We start from the raw sequence: 19354 nt of genomic DNA, 5'->3' as shown, positions 1-19354 counted from the left end.
AGTGGTTGCCACTTGGACGCAATTCGGCCTTAAAACGATCGTCGAGCCGGTCGCCTGAATTTTCCGGATAACTAGGGTAGAATGAAAGCACTGACTAATTTCGAAAGGAGTCCATTATTTCTATGCCTAATCAGTTACCGTCAAAAATCAAGGTGCGGGGCGCCCGTGTCAACAATCTGAAGAATCTCAACGTTGATATTCCCCTGAACCGGTTCGTGGCCATTACCGGCCGCAGTGGGTCTGGCAAGTCGTCGTTGGCCATGGGGGTCCTGTACGCAGAGGGGGCGCGCCGCTACCTCAATGCCTTGTCAACCTTTACGCGCCGCCGAATTAATCAGATGGGGAAGGCCGCGGTTGATTCCGTGGAATATCTGCCATCCGCGTTGGCCTTGCGTCAACGGCCGGCGGTGCCCGGGGTCCGATCAACGGTGGGAACCATGTCGGAGAGCCTCAATATCTTACGACTCGTCTTTTCACGGCTGGGGTCGCCCGTGTGTCCCAACGGCCACCAGGTGCCGCCGACCCTTGATGTGGCGGAGAACGACGGCTACGTGACCTGTCCCACGTGCGGCGTGAAGTTTCGGGCACCGGGGGCGGAGGACTTCGCCTTTAATTCCGGTGGCGCCTGCCCGACCTGTGGGGGACTGGGCGAGGTCCGTCAGCTGGATGCCTCCCTGCTGATTGCCAATGAAGATCAGACCATTGAGGAGGGCGCTGTGGCGTCGTGGCATCTGCCTGGACGGAACTTTATGCCCATCGTAGCCAACGCTATTGGGATTCCGATTGACGTGCCTTACAAGGACCTGAGCGCCGCCGATAAGCAGCGGGTACTCCACGGCAAGAAGCAGACGGTGGCCATCAACATCCCCAGCAGTAAGGGGAAAATCTTTCATATGGACAATGCGGTCTACGAGAACGCCTTCGCCGCGGTGGAGGACAGCCTCGCCACGACCAAGAACGATCGGACCATTGCCAAACTGAACAAGTTTTACACGTTCGACACCTGTCCCACTTGTCATGGCACGCGGCTGAATCCAAAACGACTCAAACAGCAGCTCAACGGTAAAAATTTGGCCGAGGTCTGTGACTTGCCGATTAATCAACTACGGACCTTTGCGCAGACGATCGTCGAGTGGTTGCCGGAACGGATGCATAAATTGGGGACGGACCTAGTGGATGAACTGTTATTGAGTCTCCAACCGATGGTCGACCTCGGCCTGGACTACCTCACGTTGAGTCGGCCCGGCGCCACCTTGTCGACCGGTGAACTCCAACGGATTCAGCTGGGGCGGACACTGCGGAGTGCGACTACCGGCGTGCTCTACGTGCTGGATGAGCCATCGGTCGGCCTCCATCCGGCGAACGTCACCGGACTCATCAAGGCCTTTCGAGGGTTGGTCGCGCAAGGAAACTCCGTGGTGGTCGTCGACCATGACACGCGGATCATTGCGGCCGCCGATGAGGTCATCGAGATTGGACCCGGCGCCGGCAAGCAGGGCGGCACGGTCATCGATCAGGGACCGGTCGCCGAGATCGCCCACAGTCCGCAGTCGTTGATTGCCCCATTTCTCAATGGGACCGCCACGCTCCGAGAGCGGCCACAGCTTAGCGACCAGGATCTCTGGCAGAAGGGCAGTCTCGGTCTGGAGGTTCAGCACCGCTTCAATATTCAGGATGTCGCGGTGAAGTTCCCCAAGAATCGCCTGACCACGGTGACCGGGATGAGTGGGGCCGGTAAGACCACGATGATTCTGGACAGTCTGATTCCAGCCATTGAGGCGGACGTGGACCATCGGCCACTACCGCAACACGTCACGCACCTGGACCGCGCGGGGATTCGCCACGTGGTGAAGGTCGATTCCGTGCCAGTTGGGAAGAACGTGCGGTCGACGGTGGCGACGTATACGGATATTTTGAATCGGCTGCGGCGGCTGTTCGCCGCCACACCGGCCGCCAAGGCGCAGGAGTACACCAGTAGTCGCTTCTCCTATAACGTTAAGGCGGGGGCCTGCCCCACGTGTAATGGGACCGGGCAGATTTCGCTGGACGTCCAGTATTTGCCGGACATCACGGAGGTTTGTCCGCAGTGTCACGGGCAACGGTATAATCGCGAGACGTTGGCCGTAAAATGGCAGGGGTACAGTATTGCCGATGTCTTAGCGCTGTCCGTAGATGAGGCGTTACCCGTCTTCGCGGATGAGGCCGGTATCGAACAGACCCTCCAGACCTTACATGATATGGGCCTGGGTTACCTGTTGTTGGGTGAAAGTACACCGGCTTTGTCCGGTGGGGAAGCGCAGCGACTCAAGCTAGTCTCACGGATTGGTAAACGCCAGAACGGCACACTGTTTATTTTCGACGAACCGACTGTGGGCCTGCACCCGTTGGATGTTCAGCAGTTGGTCGCGGTCTTTGACCAGTTGCTTCAGCAGGGGGCCACGGTGATTGCCATCGAACACGACCTGGAACTCATTGCCAATGCGGATTACGTCATCGACATGGGACCGGGCGGCGGAATCAACGGCGGGCACCTAGTGGCAACCGGAACGCCCACCGCGGTCAGTCAGAATCCGGCGAGTGTGACCGGCCGGTACCTGAAGGACGAACTCGCCTTGTTTAAAACGAAAAACTAAAGCAAAACAAAAAGGGCGCCAACGAAAATAATTTCCGTTGACGCTCGTCTTATCCAAAATTAAAGTTTCTTGCTGATGCGGTACTTCTCGCTGGCCGCGTGGCCGGTTTGGCCGTTTCCTAATTGGGATTCTGCTAGGAAAATATCAAAAGAGGGCTCGCCTTTTTCACTTTTGACGACCAACACATGACCGGAATCGGTGTGACGGGCTTGATAGATTTGAGCCGTTTGGACGGCTTCGTGATAATCGTGAAAGTTACCAATTGAATCGCCAGGATTGAACAGTACAACTTCATCCATCATAATCATTCCTTTCGGGGCTAGCTGCTAATTTCATTATACCGCACTTGCTCTGAAAACGATATCATTTCACAAATTCTGATCCATCTTAAAGGATAGCTGGGACTGTTCAGCGTTGGTACAGAGCAGTTTACCGGCCTGAGATTCAATCGCCGTGGCGAATTGTTCAGCGGTGGCCGCATTGAACGTTCCCAGTGACGCCGCATTGGGTTGATCCAACTGATCACCTAGGCCAAGTCGCTGAATGCCCAGTGACTGCGTTTGCTTGAGGAAGTCCGCAATTTGTTCGCGATTTTGCTGGTAGTGGGCCTCTCCCAGCGTTTCGAGTAGTTTTCCCGCCCAATAAGGGTTTTGGGGCGTAAAGCGTTGATTGTTGGCGCTGTAGTCGACGCCCAGCTGATCACCGGCCGCGTAGAATGGCACGTAAGGATTGAAGGCCGGGTTACCGAAGCACTGCCAAACGATGCCGGCCAGGCGGGGGATGACGTGGCGTCTAATCTGGAGAATGTGGGAATTCTCGGTTCGCGACAGTCCGATGGCCCGGTAGAGGTGGCGTTCGGTCTCTGTGCCGTGACCTAACGGATCGTAAGGGGTCTCCTGGTAGTGCGACCCCAGTAGATTAGCGACGTCGGGCACACTGATTTTTCGTTCCGCGTGTCGCAGAAAAGGTAATTCTTGATCGGTGGGATTTTCAAAGGCACTGGGCGTGAAGAGCCGGTGGCCGTACCAGACCCGCGGTGTGTTGTAGTGGGCGTCGAAGACGGTTTGCGTCCCGAAGATGTGGCGGGAGTTGAAGCGATTGCCATCGGGATTCAAGTGGCTGGCCTGAACGAAGTGTTGAAGATTGGCGGAAGTCAGGAAGTCACCGGGCCGGTCGAAGTCGATGTCTTGAATGGCCAGCTGGTTGGCAACCACGGCGTACATGTCGTCGGGAATTCGTTGCGCGACCCAGTGATGGCCGCTGACAATTTCCATGTACCAGACCTCGTCGCTATCGCAGAACAACACGCCGTTGGCCTCCGCCGCGCCGTGCGTTTCGACCAGGTGGCCGAGGCGCTTGACTCCAGCCTGAGCCGAGTCGACGAAGGGCAAGATGACCGTGACCATGGCGTCCTCGGCGATGCCGTCACTGACGAGTGGGTCGACACCGAGCACGCGGCTGTTGGCGTAGGCGGATTCCGTGGCACTCATGGCCACATTGTGCGCGTTAATCCCGCTTTCGGCGTAATCGCCGGCGCTGGGATCACTGTCGGGAACGGCGGTGTATTGGACGGCGTGGGCCGGCAGTGTCGTGGTGAACTGGTTGTTCTGAGAGACAAAGGTCGTGGGATGCTGGTCGGTGGCGGGGTGAACGACGGCGCGTTTGGGCCAGATGGCGACCCCGTTGTCCTCGTTGCGGGCAATCAGCGGGCTGCCGTCGATGGTGGCCAATTTGCCGGCCAGAAAGGATGTACAGGCTTGGTGGGTTTGACGGGTCATAACAGTTCCTCCTTCAGGATGGTACGCGTTCTTATGAATTTCACTATAGCATATTTTAGGAAATAGCCCGATTTAAAATTGAAGTGCAACACCCCTTAAGACATTAAGGGTAAACAAATAGGCCATGGAGACCTATACTTTTAAGCGACCAAACCAAAAAGAAAGAGGTATCTCCATGACCCAGTCAAATCATACCACTACCATTACTTACCAACAACTCTCTGCCGAAGAGCGTGGCCAAATTGAAGCGTTCTTGAAGGACCACCAATCTGTTCGCCAAATTGCTCGTAATCTTCATCGAAATCCCAGTACTATCTCACGCGAAATCAAGCGTGGCACGGTTCGCCAGCTTAACTCCGACTATCTGCCATACTATCAATATTTTGCTGAAGCAGGACAGGCTGTCTATGAAAAAGACCGCCTTAAATGCCATTCTAAGGGTTTACTAAAGCGTTGCTGGCTCTTCTTCAAGCTGTTAGTCCAAGCACTCAAAACCAAGATTAGAGTCGATAGTGTCGATAGCTTCGTCCACCGATTCCATCAACTTTATCCGGACAAGCCGTGTCCATCGACCCCCACGGTTTATCGGTACATTGATTTAGGTTATCTCGACCTCTGTAACGCTGATTTACCAGTCAAGCTTCGTCGCCGAGTAAAGAGCACTCGTCGAACTCGCTCCCGAAAGAATAAGAAGATATTGGGTAGCTCAATCGATGAGCGACCAGCTATCGTCGACCAACGCATCTTGGTGGGTGACTGGGAAGGAGACCTAGTTAAGGGCAAGCGGGTTGCTAGCGAGCCCGCACTGATGACATTAACCGAGCGTGTCAGTCGTTTTGAAATCATCGTTAAGATTCCTGACTACCACGCTGACACTTGCCGCCAGGCACTTCAAGGGGTCATTACGGCCTATGGTCCTAAGAACTTCCAGTCAATCACATTTGACAATGGCAGTGAATTTGCCGAGCTAGATCAGGTCCAAGGAACCAAAGTTTACTTCGCTCATCCTTATACGCCCTCTGAACGAGGGTCTAATGAGAATCTCAACGGTCTCATCCGTGAGTACATTCCGAAGGGCATCTCTCTCAAGAACTTTGATCTACCAACGATCCAAGCCATTCAAAACGCACTTAACCATCGCTTACGTAAATCCCTGGGCTATGCTAGCGCCGCCCAGGTCTTCAAAACACAGGTCTTCAAGAACATGCATCCGGTTATGCTTACGCCTTACTGTCCTGTGTTGCACTTGATTTGACAATTGGGGATTTTAGGAAATAAGGCGTTTGCTACCGATTTACCGTCATAATTTGCTAAAATGGACGGTGGATGACTAGTTAAGGAGGAGATTGCGTCATGGAACAGGGACATACGCATCAACATTCGATTGAACGGGAGCTGGAGTGTGTTTCACAGGTGCCCATCTTTCAGCGGCTTTCAGTGGATCAGAGGACTTCAGTAGCGCAGGTAACCCGACCGATTCACGCGGACAAGGGGGGCACCGTCTTTAGTACGGGTGAGGTTTCACAGACCCTGTATATCGTCAATCAGGGACAGGTCCGGTTGTATCATTTGGCCGAAGACGGTCGAGAACAGGTCTTACGGGTGCTGAATCCAGGGGACTTCGTGGGCGAGATTGCCTTGTTCACCGATGAAATTCACGCTTCATACGCTGAAGCCACTAAGACAACCGAGCTATGCACGATCTCGCGGGCGGCACTAACGGCGCTGATTAAGAAGCTACCACCGTTGTCGATGGCCCTCTTGGGTGCACTGGCCGACCGACTGAAGGCCGCGGAACGGCAGGCAACGCTATTGGCAATTCCCGACGCGTTACCCCGACTGGCGGGATATTTACAAGAACTCAGCAATCACGCGACCGGCACGGTGGACTTACCGATGAGCAAGCAGGATTTGGCGGCTTATCTGGGGATGACGCCGGAGTCGTTGAGCCGTAAGCTCCGGCAGTTAGTGACGGCCGGAATTATCGAAACGATTGGGCGTCGACAGATTAAAGTAACCGATTTCAGTGAACTCGACGCCTTAGCCCCGTCATAACGCATTTTCAGCGAACCGTTTAAGAATCCTTAATAATATGGTATTCCCGAAATAAATTTGCTAAAATGATGGGTGTTGTGTTTCATTAATTGCTTAATGAACGACCAAAATAGACGAAACTTAATAATAAACAGGAAAAAGGGGATACGCACATGTGTGGATTCGTTGGCTATGTGAATCAAAAGGATGTTCCGGCTACCACGATTAATGATATGGCAGACCGGATCAAGCACCGGGGACCGGATGACGAAGCCTACTTCAGTGATGATCAGGCCGTGATGGGGTTCCGCCGCTTGTCAATCATTGACTTGGCTCACGGAAAGCAACCCATGTACAACCGGGACCAGACAAAGGTCTTAACGTTTAACGGTGAAATTTATAACTATCAAGAAATTCGGGCAGACTTACAGAAGCTCGGCTACGAATTCCAAACGGACGTGGATTCAGAAGTTTTGATTCACGGTTACGATGCTTGGGGGCCTAAGCTGTTGGATCGGCTCCGGGGGATGTACGCCTTTGCCATCTATGACAAGACGAAGAACGAAGTCTTTGGCGCTCGGGATCACTTTGGGATCAAGCCTATGTACTACTACGACGACGGTAAGACGTTCCTCTGGGCGTCCGAAATCAAGGCGTTCCTCGAACATCCCAACTTTAAGAAGGAATTCAACGAAGCCCTCTTACCGATTCACTTGAGCTTTGAATTCATCCCATCACGGGACACGATGTTCAAGAACGTCTACAAGGTTTTGCCGGGGCAATACTTCATTCACCGGGCCAATGGTGAAACGGAGACGCACCGCTACTTCAAGTTTAACTACGATCACATCGACAACAGCCAAACGGTTGAAGAGGATGCCAAGAAGATTCGCGGCATCGTCGACGAATCCGTTAAGACCCACATGATCGCCGACGTTGAAGTTGGGAGCTTCCTGTCCAGTGGGATCGATTCTTCCTACGTCTTGAACGAAGCTTCTAAATTAAAGCCGATCCAGTCCTTCTCCTTAGGGTTCAAGAACTCTAAGTACAGTGAACTGAGTTGGTCAACGGAATTTGCCAAGGAAATCAAGCAAAAGAACACGCCGTTGTACATGACCGGGGACGATTATTTCGATATTTTACCAACCATCATGTACTACATGGATGAACCCCTCTCGAACCCATCGGCCATGCAACTGTACTACCTGTCTAAGGGGACGCGTAAGTCCGTGAAGGTGGCACTGTCTGGTGAAGGCGCCGATGAATTCTTCGGTGGATACAACACGTATCTGGAAGCCATTCCGTTCGAGCGTTACCAGAAGTGGGTACCTAAGGGAATTCGTAAGATGCTCGGGGGCATTGCCGAGAAGTTCCCACGGTTCCACGGTCGGCGGTTCTTAGTCCGCGGGGCGCAACCGTTGAGTGAACGCTACTACCGGGTAAACTACGTCTTTGATTACCATGATCGTAACAAGATTTTGAAGAATCCGAAGTTGAATCAGGATGCTGGGGCTTACACCAAGCACCTGTTCGATGACGTCAAGGGCTTGGATGAAATGACCCAAATGCAGTACTTCGATATCAACACCTGGTTGCCTTACGATATCTTACACAAGGCCGATCGGATGAGTATGGCGAACTCGCTGGAAGTGCGGACACCATTGGTTGATAAGGAAGTCGCGAAGTTTGCGGCCACGATGCCAGTCAAGACGCGGATTCACGCCGATGAAACCAAGGTCTCCTTGCGGACGGCGGCTGAGGCCGAACTGCCAGAACGGGTAGCGAAGAAGGAAAAGATGGGCTTCCCATCTCCAATCGCCACTTGGATCAAGACGGAACCTTACAAGTCACGGATCATTGAAGCCTTTAATTCTGACGTGGCCCACAAGTTCTTTGATACCGAGGCCCTGATGGACATCCTGCGGGAACACATCAACGGTAAGTCCAGCATGCAGAAGATCTTTACCATCTACACGTTTATCTTGTGGTACGAAGTGTACTTCCCAGAAGAGACAACGGCCAAGACGGTTGATCTGGTACGACGGACACAAGTTTAATATTTAACGGTCCGCCAGCGATGGCTCACCGATAACGCTCAAGGTTGCTATTGGACTCGTCCGCTAACAACCTTGATTGTGTTTAACAAGAAAAATGTAGTTGTGAAGGGACTTTAAATCGTTATGGAAAACAATGGCGTAAAATTCACCCCTATCTTGTTGGGGAGTGACTTCAACGTTTACGGGATGGCCCGGTCATTTTATGAGCTCTATCATGAACCCGTGCAGGCCTTTGCTAGTATCCAGCTGGCACCCACGCGTTATACAAAAGTAGTCAACTTGGAATTGATTCCGGGATTCGACGAGGACCCCGTGTGGATTGAAACCATGCGTAAGCTCAAGGAACGGTATGCCAACCATCCGGAGCCGGTTATCTTAATCGGGTGTGGGGATGGCTATGCCGAACTGATTAGTAAGCATAAGGCCGAGTTGGAGGATGTCTTCATTTGCCCGTACATTGATTACGACAAGTTGCGGCATTTGAACAACAAGGAAAATTTCTACAAGGTCTGCGATAAGTATGGCCTGCCGTACCCAGCGACGCGGATTATCACCAAGGCGGAAGCGACGGCCGGGGATGTGGAACAGCCCTTCGACTATCCAGTGGCGTTGAAGCCAGCTAATAGTGTGGAATGGCTCGATGTCCACTTTGAGGGTCGAAAGAAGGCTTTCCGGATTCAGAGTGAAGCTGAATTCAAGGATATCGTCGGCAAAATCTATGCCAATGGGTACACGTCCGACCTGATTTTGCAGGACTTCGTGCCCGGTGACGACAGTAATATGCGGGTGCTGAACGCCTACGTCGATCAACACCATCACGTGAAGATGATGTGCCTGGGGCACCCATTGCTGGAAGACCCAGCACCATCGGCGATTGGAAACTACGTGGCGATCATTCCGGAATATAACGAGACAATTTACCACAACATCCAGACGTTCCTGGAAGCCATCGAGTTCACCGGTTATGCCAACTTTGATATGAAGTACGACGTCCGTGACCAAACGTTCAAGTTATTTGAAATCAACCTACGCCAGGGCCGGAGCAGCTTCTTCGTCACGTTGAATGGGTACAACCTTGCGGATTGGGTTGTGAAGGACTATGTTAAGAATGAATTGGTTGACGCCCCAACCGTTTATGGCAATCAAGACGAAAGTAAGCAAGCACTCTGGTTGGGTGTGCCGGTCAAGGTCTTCAAGCAATACACGCGCGAGAATGCTGACAAGGAGCGGGCACTCAAGTTGATTGCCGCCGGTCGATATGGCACCACGTATCGTTATGATCAGGATATGAACCTGAAGCGGTGGGCGTTGATTCAGTGGATGCAACATAATTACACCGTCAACTTCAAGAAGTACTTCGCAGAAAACAAGGGGTAATTACCATGCAAAAATTCTTTACGATTATTGGCGGCATGGGGACTATGGCGACCGAAAGTTACGTGCACCAATTAAACTTGCGGACACCGGCCCACGCCGATCAGGAGTATTTGAATTATATTTTGGTCAATCATGCGACGGTTCCGGACCGGACAAACTATATCTTAGACCATAGCCAGCCCAGCCCACTGCCGAGCCTGCTGGAGGATATTAAACAGCAGAGCCAGTTGCGGCCAGAGTTCTTTACGTTGCCATGTAATACGGCGCACTATTTCTATGAAGACCTGCAGGCGGCGACGGATATTCCGATTTTGCACATGCCACGTGAGGCGGTCAAAGAGATTAAGCGCCGTTATCCGCAGGTCAAGCGCATCGGGATTACCGGGACGCGGGGAACCATTGCCGACAAGATCTATGAACATGAGGTCAAGGCGGCCGGGTTAGAGCCGGTATTGCCGACGGAAGCCATTGAGAATGAGACGATGACCTTGATCTACGACAATATCAAGGAAAATAATCACGTCGATGCGGCGCTGTATCACCGAATTCTACGGGAAATGGTGACGGAGCAGCACGCCGACCTGGTGATCCTGGGATGTACCGAGCTGTCACTGGCCCAGGAGCGGGAGCCGGAGACGGAGATTCCAACGATTGATGGCCAGTCCGTGCTGGTTGACCGGACGCTGGAGATGGCGTTGAAGGAACAGAAAGGTAAATAAATCTTTCTATATGATCAGTTTAAAAGCGTAGATTGCCTGGGTTTTGCGGCGATCTACGCTTTTTTGTTGCACACACCAAATAACCCAGGAAAACGGCCACCGCCGCTTCCTGGGTTATTTCATAACTATCAACTTAATGAAACGCCAGCGTCAATCCCAAACCAACCGTAATCAGCGCCACGACGGCCAGTATCCAGTAAATCAGATGCGGCGTGTCCCGTTCCATCTTGCGGCCGAAGCTGACTTCGATCAGCGCGATGGTGGCGATGCCTAGGACGAATTTGAGACTGATTAGCAGGGGGGCGTGCACGAAGGTGCGGATGCTCAGTACCACACCACTAATAATCATGACCAAATAGGCCAGTCTTGCCAAAAGTAGAAATTGCGTTATCCGTTTTTCCGAACGCCGGGTAAGACCGACGATCACCAAGATTGTCAGGATGATCCAGGTCCAAAAATGTAAGGCTAACCACATTGTAACCGCTCCCTTAAGCACCATTTGCTTTAAGCGTACCATATTCGGCCGCAAAAAGGGAATTAATTACTCAGGTGATAAACGACTTCCGCAAGCGGACCGTATTGGTGGGTGGCGACCAGTTTCAATGTCTGACGGTGCGGTAACGCGGTGAATAATCGCTTCCCGCCGCCCAACAGCACTGGGGCAATCTGGACGTACAGCTCATCCACAAGATTAGCCGTCAGCAGGGGGGTCAAAACGCCACTGCCACCGACAATCCAGACGTTGCCATCCCGCTTCAACCGGCGTGCCAGGGTCGTCACCGGTTCGTCAGTAAAGGTGACCCCCGGCTGGTTTGGTCGGGACTGATGCGTCATGACGTAACTGGTCATCTGCGGATTGTGCGGGTTCAACGGGGCATTCGGTGCCAGTGCCTGAACGGCATCGTAGGTTACGCGCCCAAGAATTGCGCTGGTCATCTGGCGCAGTGTCTGCGCACCCACATCAGCAGGAATATTGGGCAAGGTGGTCAGCCAGTCGATTTGATCATCAGGAGTGGCCAAGTAACCATCTAGTGAGATGGCTCCATAGAATTGAATCTGACCCATGGGCTTCAGCTCCTTAATAAAAAGAACGTGCCACCCGAAGTGACCCGTTCTTTGAAATCGTCATTAAGCGTCTAAACCAGTCAGACTTGTAGACTTAGCCCAGTAGGTGTTACCGGCAACGGTCACCCGGTACCAAGTCGAGTTGTCGCTGGCTTTATAGCCTTTTTTGTTAATCTTAACGGTCGTATCGGCCTTGAAGTCCTGCGTGTGCGCTACCGTCTTGGACAGGTAGTTCGAGTTTAACACGTGGTTGTACAGCGCACTATTTTGCGTCGTGTTCAGTGTCGGTGTCCCGCTCGCGTCACTATAAGTGACCTTCGGGAAGTTCAGCACTTTGCTGTAGACCCAGTACTTGTAGCCAGAGTTTTTGCTAAAGCGAATCCGGTACCAAGTACCACTCCAGCCGCCTTTCTTGACCCCGCGGCTGTCGACGTAGACCTTAGTACCACGGTGATCGGCACTAAGATTACCCCAGCCAATCTTACGGGCACCATTCGTTCCCTTAACGTGGTTATAAACGGTCCAGTTGGTGTAGTTGTTGGCCAACGTGGCCGTTTCGTTGTTGCCACCATGGTAGTAGCTAACGGTCTTGGCCTTAGGCTTCGTCGCTGGCTTAGCGACCGTGTGCTGTGTGGAGTCATCGGTCACAGTCGTATCAGCGTCCGTGCTACCGCCAAGGTCGGCGTACTGCGTCTTCACCAAGTTGACGAAGTCGGTCATATTGTACGTCGTGCCGAAGTACTTCTTCGCGTTGGTTGCCCAGTAACCATCCGGATCGGAGTGGCTCGTACCACCCAGACGATTTGAGACATCGTGGTGGGAGAGCACGGTCGTATAGCGCTTAGGCGTCAGCCCATATTGCTTCAAAATATAGGCTGTGTAGTAAGCCGCGTTGTTCAGTTCGGAAGCGAAGGCCGCCTTGGAGTGGACTTCCACTTGTTCGAATTGGACGTACCGTTGGTTGGCTACGGGACCAGCCCCCCAGCACAGGTACTTCGTGTTGGCAATGTTAATAATGTTGCTAGCATCCACGAAGGTGTGGACGAAGGCATTGTTATAATTCCGAGTCATATAGCTGATTTCACCGAAAATCGTTGAATTCGGGTTGGCCGTTTCGTGCACGACGACCCCCTCGGGTTTGTTATACCGATAACTGTATTTCGGCAGTACCGACTTGTAAGACTTGGTAATCTTAGGGGTACTGTAGTCCTGATTGTCAATGTAGGTGTTGATTGCATTGGCACTTGCGGTCGTGGACGACCAGAATAGGCCGAGACAGCCGGCTGTGAGCGCAATTCCCCGAATTGCCCAGTGTTGCCATTTCTTCATGATAACTTCTCCTCCTACTGAGTAGTGCTTATTTAAAAAAAGTTGTAACGCAACGCCTCGATTATAACGTATTTTTCAAAGGTTGAATATTGAATAAATAAGGGGGTAATCTATCGCCGTTGTTCGGAATTGGGCGATTTAGCACGCACAAAAGTTAGATAATTTGGATAACAATCGGATTTTATTTGTTTGACGATTTAAATTAACCTTAAAGTTCGTGATCTGCCTTTTATTTCAAACATCTTACATTTCTGTGGCAAAAACGGGGGAGTCAATGCTTGCGCTTAAAGTTGATATTGGCTATAATTGTTATTTGCATACGAAAGGAGCGACGAACAATGGCTGAGACTACTGAGATTAAGATTGGCGATTACGTTGCGGCAAAGAAATTTGGTCCCCTGGAACATGATTTCACGGGTGAAGTAACCAAAGTGTATGATAATTCAGTTTTAGTTGAGATTCGGGACTACGATCCAGCTGATAAGACGGCGGTTGGAGACATGAATAACCGTGCCGTTGTACGCAAGTCAGCTGCCAAGATTACCGGAAACAAAGCGGATAAAAACTAGTTTTCACTAACTATTTTGAATTTATTTGCAAAAAGATAATGACAACTCACAAATGGTATGCTATACTCATTTGTGTTGTGCGGGTGTAGTTTAGTGGTAAAATTCAAGCTTCCCAAGCTTGCGTCGCGGGTCCGATTCCCGTCACCCGCTTTCGAATGGGGCGGCCTTTAGGGTCGTCTTTCTTATTATTCGAAAGCACCTCAGACGAAATAGTACGTCGCGTCATGATTTTCAGCGAATCCGGGAGGCTGTGAGCCGGGTAATCAACGGGACGGAACGGAGCGGCTGAGTCAATTAAATTGATCATTTAAGTGGACTTTTAAGTCAAACAGAGTGGTACCGCGGGAAATCTCGTCTCTTACAAATAATTTTGTAGGGGACGTTTTTTTATCTCACCGGTAAAATGATGTAAACTAAACCCACCACGTCAATGAAGGAACTTATAGGGAGGAAAATTAGCATGGATTACAAACAAACAGTAACTGCTGCGTTAGCCGAAGCACTGGACGGCCAACTGACCGCGGACGAAATTGCCGCCAAGTTGGAACGGCCTAAGACGTCTGATAAGGGGGACATGGCGTTCCCAACGTTTACGTTGGCCAAGGTCTTGCACCGCGCACCCCAACAGATTGCGCAGGACTTAGCGGACAAGCTAGACACGACTGCCTTTGAAAAGGTCGAAGTCGTGGGTCCTTACCTGAACTTCTTCTTTGACAAGGGAGCTTACAGTGAGGCCACGTTGAAGACGGTTCTGACGGCCGGTGCCAGTTACGGTCAAAACGAAGACGGTCATGGTGGTAACGTGCCAATCGACATGTCATCTCCTAACATCGCCAAGCCAATGTCCATGGGCCACTTACGCTCAACGGTGATTGGAAACTCGATCGCTGAGATCTTGACCAAGAACGGCTACCACCCCATCAAGGACAACCACTTGGGTGACTGGGGGACCCAATTTGGGAAGCTAATCACGGCCTACAAGCTGTGGGGGAATGAAGCCGACGTGAAGGCCGACCCGATTAACAAGCTGGTGGAATACTATGTACGTTTCCATAAGGAAGACGTGGACAAGCCAGAGTTGGACGATATCGCGCGTGAATGGTTCAAGAAACTTGAAGACGGCGACGAAGAAGCCCACCGGCTGTGGAAATGGTTCCGGGAAGCCTCCTTACAAGAATTCAATGATGTTTATGACGAATTAGGCGTTAAATTCGATACCTATAACGGTGAAGCCTTCTACAACGACAAGCTCGAGGAAGTCGTTCAGATCTTGAAGGATAAGCACCTGCTGGTCGAATCGCAAGGGGCCCAAGTGGTTGACCTGAGCAAGTATGACTTGAACCCAGCGTTGATCCTCAAGAGTGATGGCGCTTCGCTGTACATCACGCGGGACATCGCCACGGCCCTGTACCGTGACCGGACGTACGCACCGGCTAAGAACCTTTACGTCGTGGGCTCCGAACAGACTTACTACTTCAAGCAATTGAAGGCCGTGCTTCAGGAGATGGGCGTGAAGTCCGCTGACAACCTGCAACACGTGCCGTTTGGCCTGATTACCGTGGATGGGAAGAAGTTGTCCACGCGTTCCGGTCGGATCATTCTGTTGGCCAAGGTACTGGACGAATCCGTCAAGTTGGCCGCTGAAGAAATCAACGAAAAGAATCCTGATTTGGCCAACAAACAAGCCGTTGCCCAACAAGTGGGTGTCGGGGCCATCGTCTTCGGTGATTTGAAGAACGAACGGACCAACAATATCGACTTCGTCTTGGCCGATCAACTGAAGTTTGAGGGTGAGACGGGACCTTACGTTCAATACTCTCACGCCCGGGCAGAAAGCATCTTGCGCAAGGCGGCCAGTGTTGACGTGCAGCCAGCCGGCAATGAAATCACCGATCCCGAAGCTTGGGATACGATCAAGACGTTGGCTGACTTCCCAGCCATTGTAAAGATGGCTTGCAAGGAATTGGAACCTTCCGTGGTTGCCAAGTACGCCATTCGCTTAGCCAAGACCTTCAACAAGTACTACGCGCACTCCAAGATTTTGACGGAGGACGCCGAATTACCTGCACGGTTAGCCTTAGTTAAGGCCGTATCCACGGTGCTCAAGGAATCCCTGCGTCTACTGGGTGTTCAAGCACCGGATGAAATGTAATCCTGAACTAAATCAAGCAATTGTAGAGGCCGTGACCATCGGGAGACTGATGGTTGCGGCCTTTTATGATAGTCGCGTACCGACCGCCTTGCGCCAGCGTTCCAGCCCAGATTCCGCGAACGGTAAGGCACCGGTTCAGCAGTTTCCCGACCAATGTGACACTTCTTTTTGCGTTGAAAACGAATATTTGGTACACTTGCTTTATAAATATGCAGAGACGTGTGGCTAAATTCCGCATCCTTTGTTATACTTAATGCAATTTTATGCGGGAGGGTGGTCGCAATGAAGAAGAGCATGCGTCAATCACGAATCGAGCAACTGATCAATCAATATCCTATTGGTACCCAAGAAGAATTAATGGAACACCTCGAGGAGGTTGGCATTCAAGCGACGCAGGCCACCATCTCACGGGACATTCGCGAAATGCAGATCGTTAAGGCCCAGGATGGCCACGGCCATTTGCGTTACACGATTTTTAAGGCCGGTAACCGGAGTGAAGAGGAACGTCTCCGTGAGACCATCAACGAAGTGGTCACGGGTTTGACGCGCGTTGAATTCGTCAATATTTTGAAAACGCTGCCGAGCAACGGGAACCTGTTGGCCGCAATCTTCGACGATCTCAATCTCCCCGAAGTAGCGGGAACGTTAGCCGGCCACGATACCATCTTTATTATCAGTCCCAGTGCGGCGGTTGCCGAGAAGCTCCACGACATGATTGCCGACGAGATGAATCCAGATATCGTCCACTAAATTTACAGGAGTCAGATAGAGGCGTAAAGCGAATAGCCGTTCGTTTTACGCTTTTTAATTTCTGACCAGCGACCGTTAAGCTATTTTAAAGCTTCGTAAAGTTTCACCGAAAATTTAGGTCGACGTAAGGTCTATGCTAAAATGGTGATATGACACGTGAGCGTGGGCGCAAATGGCGATTGGTGACCTGTTTTACCGGCACCAATGCCTTTGGACCCCAGGATAGAGTTCTGAGAGAACTCGGCTAAACAGACTGACGGATTGGCGGGGAATCCCGCCCAGTCTGTCAGCCGACAATTGAGATAAGAAGAGGCTATTATGAATAACCAACAACCTAATCAGAACTTTTGGTCAGGCTTCAAGACACGCTTCAGCTATATCTGGCACCGATTCCAACTGACTCGGTGGTTGATTGTGATTGCGTTGAGCGCGTTTTTGATGTTAAGTGGTTACCTGACATTTATGGCGAAGACGGCCAATGTCGGCGATCTCAAGGCTGCGCTGGAAAATCCCACGCAGATCTATGACCGGAGTAATAAAAAGGCGGGCACGTTGTATTCGCAAAAGGGTACCTATGTCCCGCTGAAACGCATTTCATCCAACGTTCAAAGCGCGGTGATTTCGACCGAAGACCGTAACTTTTACCATGAATATGGGTTTTCATTCAAAGGTTACGCACGGGCCATTTTACTGTACGCCAAGAACAAGGTGTTGCGGCATAACTACATTAGCGGTGGGGGGAGTACACTAACCCAGCAGCTGGCGAAGAATGCCTATCTGACGCAGGAACAGACCTTTACGCGGAAATTCAAGGAGCTGTTCCTGTCGATTGAAATCGAAAACGTCTATTCCAAGAAGGACATTCTCTCGATGTACCTGAACAATGCCTACTTTGGTAACGGGGTTTGGGGCGTTCAAGATGCGGCCGAGCGGTATTTCGGCACGTCCGCGGAGAACCTGACCGTTCCGGAATCCGCTGTGCTGGCGGGGATGTTGACGTCACCGAGTGCCTACAATCCAATCGATCATCCGGCGGCTTCGCGTGCTCGCCGTAACGTGGTCATTGGCTTAATGGCCGAAACGGGCGCCATCACCAGTGAGCAAGCCAAGCAGTACCAGGCCACGGCCCTGACGACCAGTGATAACTATGCCTATAAGAACACCTATAAGTATCCCTATTTCTTCGATGCGGTGATTAACGAAGCGGTCAGCAAATATGGCTTGACGGAATCTGAAATCATGAACAAGGGCTACAAGATCTACACGACGCTGGATCAATCGAACCAGCAACAGATGCAGACGCTGTTCAAGAACAGTAGCTATTTCCCAGCCAACGCCAGTGATGGGACCAAGGTCCAAGCGGCCAGCATCGCAATCGATCCGGATACCGGGGGTGTCGAGGCGGTGGTCGGTGGCCGGGGCAAACACGTCTTCCGGGGCTACAACCGGGCGACGCAAATGCAACGGCAACCGGGGTCGACCATTAAGCCACTGGCCGTCTACACACCGGCTCTGGAGAATGGTTACTACTACGATTCTCAGCTGACCGACAAGAAGAAATCCTATGGGTCGAACAAGTATACGCCGGAAAACTACGGCAATCAGTACAGTGGTAAGATTCCGATGTATCAGGCGTTGGCCCAGAGTACCAATGCGCCCGCCGTCTGGCTACTCAACAAGATCGGTGTGGACAAGGGATACGAGTCCGTGAAGAAGTTTGGTCTACCCGTGACCAAGTCCGACAAGAACCTGGCGTTAGCGCTGGGGGGCTTGAAGACTGGGGTCTCGCCACAGCAGTTGGCGCAGGCCTACACAGCGTTTGCCAATAACGGGACCATGTCGTCGGCACACTACATTCGTAAGATTGTGGATGCATCGGGGAATGTCGTGGTCAGCACCGATGACAGCGCGGCCAAGACCACCAAGGTGATGTCCCAGAAGACCGCCAAGCAGATGACCAGCATGATGATGGGCGTCTTCAACTACGGGACCGGCGCCACGGCTAAGCCGTACGGCTACACGATCGCCGGGAAGACTGGGAGTACCGAAGCCGACGGGGATGCCGATGCCACCCGTGACAAATGGATCGTCGGTTACACACCGGACGTGGTCGTTACCACCTGGGAAGGCTTTGACAGCACCAGTAGCAAGCATCACTTGGAAAACGTCAGTGGTACCGGCGAAGGCCCACTGTTCCAGGCCGAGATGCAGGGGATCCTGCCGAACACCAAGGGGACGTCCTTCACCACGAAGGATGCGTCCACGCTGGCCAAGGCGGAGAACTCTGGGACGGATTCCTCAGCTAGTGATATCTGGGATCAGGTGCAAAACGGTATCGACAATGCCGGGAAGTCCTTCAACAACGCCGCCGACAAGGTGAAATCGTGGTGGGAAAAGGCGAAATCCTACGTGGAATAGCCGAAACGCACTGGGGTTGCACGCTAAAGCATGGTACAATAGTTGTTGATTAACCTATCCGGGCGGACGCCCACCGAGGAGGAACACTAATGGCAGACATGCACGCATTGGGTGAACAAGTGGCCCAAACCTTGCAAGAAACGCAAGAATTCAAGGACCTTCAAGCAGCTTTCGATACGATGAAGGCTGACGACGAAACGTACAAGTTGTTTAAGGAATTTGAACAAATTCAAATGGACTTACAACAAAAACAAATGGCAGGTCAACAACCGACGGACGACGAAATGAAGCACGTCCAAGAAGTTGCCGGTCGCGTTTCCCAAAAGGACGCCATCAAGGCTTTGATGGACAAGGAACGGGGCGTTAACGACCTGTTAACCGATTTAAACAAGATGATTACCCAACCAATCCAGGCCATTTACCAAGGCTAGGATTCGAGAGTCGTCGGCGCAACCATTCCATTCGGGAGGTCG

General features: G+C 51.9%; 15 protein-coding genes, 1 tRNA gene and 1 pseudogene. 12 read left to right on the top strand and 5 right to left on the bottom strand.

What is annotated here, in order from left to right; genetic code table 11:
- The first annotated feature begins 122 nt into the window (after positions 1–122).
- Positions 123–2633 carry an excinuclease ABC subunit UvrA gene (locus KB236_05220; GenBank protein UIF30126.1) on the top strand — a complete coding sequence of 837 codons (2511 nt, stop codon included), beginning with the start codon at positions 123–125 and terminating at the stop codon, positions 2631–2633.
- A gap of 59 nt (positions 2634–2692) precedes the next feature.
- On the opposite strand, the gene KB236_05215 is transcribed toward KB236_05220, so the two are convergent.
- Positions 2693–2932 (bottom strand): hypothetical protein, encoded by a 240-nt coding sequence (locus tag KB236_05215; GenBank protein UIF30294.1) that lies wholly within the window; start codon positions 2930–2932, stop codon positions 2693–2695.
- 69 nt (positions 2933–3001) lie between these two features.
- A complete protein-coding gene (locus tag KB236_05210) occupies positions 3002–4411 on the bottom strand; it encodes a C69 family dipeptidase (GenBank protein UIF30125.1) in 1410 nt (469 codons plus the stop codon).
- A gap of 175 nt (positions 4412–4586) precedes the next feature.
- On the opposite strand from KB236_05210, the pseudogene KB236_05205 reads away from it, so the two are divergent.
- The 5 genes and pseudogenes from KB236_05205 to KB236_05185 all read left to right on the top strand — a co-directional run bounded on the left by KB236_05205 (position 4587) and on the right by KB236_05185 (position 10598).
- Positions 4587–5576: pseudogene (locus KB236_05205) on the top strand (IS30 family transposase).
- 188 nt (positions 5577–5764) lie between these two features.
- Positions 5765–6466 (top strand): Crp/Fnr family transcriptional regulator, encoded by a 702-nt coding sequence (locus KB236_05200; GenBank protein ID UIF30124.1) that lies wholly within the window; start codon positions 5765–5767, stop codon positions 6464–6466.
- 152 nt (positions 6467–6618) lie between these two features.
- Complete coding sequence (asnB, locus tag KB236_05195) at positions 6619–8502, top strand: asparagine synthase (glutamine-hydrolyzing) (protein ID UIF30123.1); 1884 nt, start codon at positions 6619–6621, stop codon at positions 8500–8502.
- Between the two features lie 123 nt (positions 8503–8625).
- The gene (locus tag KB236_05190) at positions 8626–9879 is read left to right on the top strand and encodes a carboxylate--amine ligase (protein ID UIF30122.1); all 1254 of its coding nucleotides are present in this window, start codon (positions 8626–8628) and stop codon (positions 9877–9879) included.
- A gap of 5 nt (positions 9880–9884) precedes the next feature.
- Complete coding sequence (locus KB236_05185) at positions 9885–10598, top strand: amino acid racemase (GenBank protein ID UIF30121.1); 714 nt, start codon at positions 9885–9887, stop codon at positions 10596–10598.
- 133 nt (positions 10599–10731) lie between these two features.
- On the opposite strand, the gene KB236_05180 is transcribed toward KB236_05185, so the two are convergent.
- The 3 genes from KB236_05180 to KB236_05170 all read right to left on the bottom strand — a co-directional run bounded on the left by KB236_05180 (position 10732) and on the right by KB236_05170 (position 12992).
- Positions 10732–11073 (bottom strand): DUF1516 family protein, encoded by a 342-nt coding sequence (locus KB236_05180; GenBank protein ID UIF30120.1) that lies wholly within the window; start codon positions 11071–11073, stop codon positions 10732–10734.
- A gap of 62 nt (positions 11074–11135) precedes the next feature.
- Positions 11136–11663: a dihydrofolate reductase family protein gene (locus tag KB236_05175; protein UIF30119.1), complete on the bottom strand. Its 528-nt coding sequence runs from the start codon at positions 11661–11663 to the stop codon at positions 11136–11138.
- Between the two features lie 63 nt (positions 11664–11726).
- On the bottom strand, positions 11727–12992 hold the full coding sequence (locus KB236_05170; protein UIF30118.1) for a peptidoglycan recognition protein family protein: 1266 nt from the start codon (positions 12990–12992) through the stop codon (positions 11727–11729).
- A gap of 338 nt (positions 12993–13330) precedes the next feature.
- Between KB236_05170 and KB236_05165 the strand changes: the two genes are divergently transcribed.
- The 6 genes from KB236_05165 to KB236_05140 all read left to right on the top strand — a co-directional run bounded on the left by KB236_05165 (position 13331) and on the right by KB236_05140 (position 19312).
- The gene (locus tag KB236_05165) at positions 13331–13561 is read left to right on the top strand and encodes a DUF2187 domain-containing protein (GenBank protein UIF30117.1); all 231 of its coding nucleotides are present in this window, start codon (positions 13331–13333) and stop codon (positions 13559–13561) included.
- Between the two features lie 79 nt (positions 13562–13640).
- Positions 13641–13711, top strand: a tRNA-Gly gene (locus KB236_05160).
- A 310-nt stretch (positions 13712–14021) separates the two neighbouring features.
- A complete protein-coding gene (gene argS / locus KB236_05155; GenBank protein ID UIF30116.1) occupies positions 14022–15713 on the top strand; it encodes an arginine--tRNA ligase in 1692 nt (563 codons plus the stop codon).
- Between the two features lie 282 nt (positions 15714–15995).
- Positions 15996–16463 carry an ArgR family transcriptional regulator gene (locus tag KB236_05150; protein ID UIF30115.1) on the top strand — a complete coding sequence of 156 codons (468 nt, stop codon included), beginning with the start codon at positions 15996–15998 and terminating at the stop codon, positions 16461–16463.
- A gap of 318 nt (positions 16464–16781) precedes the next feature.
- The gene (locus KB236_05145; protein ID UIF30114.1) at positions 16782–18881 is read left to right on the top strand and encodes a PBP1A family penicillin-binding protein; all 2100 of its coding nucleotides are present in this window, start codon (positions 16782–16784) and stop codon (positions 18879–18881) included.
- An 89-nt stretch (positions 18882–18970) separates the two neighbouring features.
- Positions 18971–19312 (top strand): YlbF family regulator, encoded by a 342-nt coding sequence (locus KB236_05140; GenBank protein UIF30113.1) that lies wholly within the window; start codon positions 18971–18973, stop codon positions 19310–19312.
- The last annotated feature ends 42 nt before the right edge of the window (positions 19313–19354 follow it).

Origin of the sequence: Levilactobacillus brevis (assembly GCA_021383565.1) — a bacterium.
Classification (GTDB): domain Bacteria; phylum Bacillota; class Bacilli; order Lactobacillales; family Lactobacillaceae; genus Levilactobacillus; species Levilactobacillus brevis_B.
Note: the sequence above shows the minus strand (reverse complement) of the source record. Positions and strands in the feature narration are given on the sequence as shown.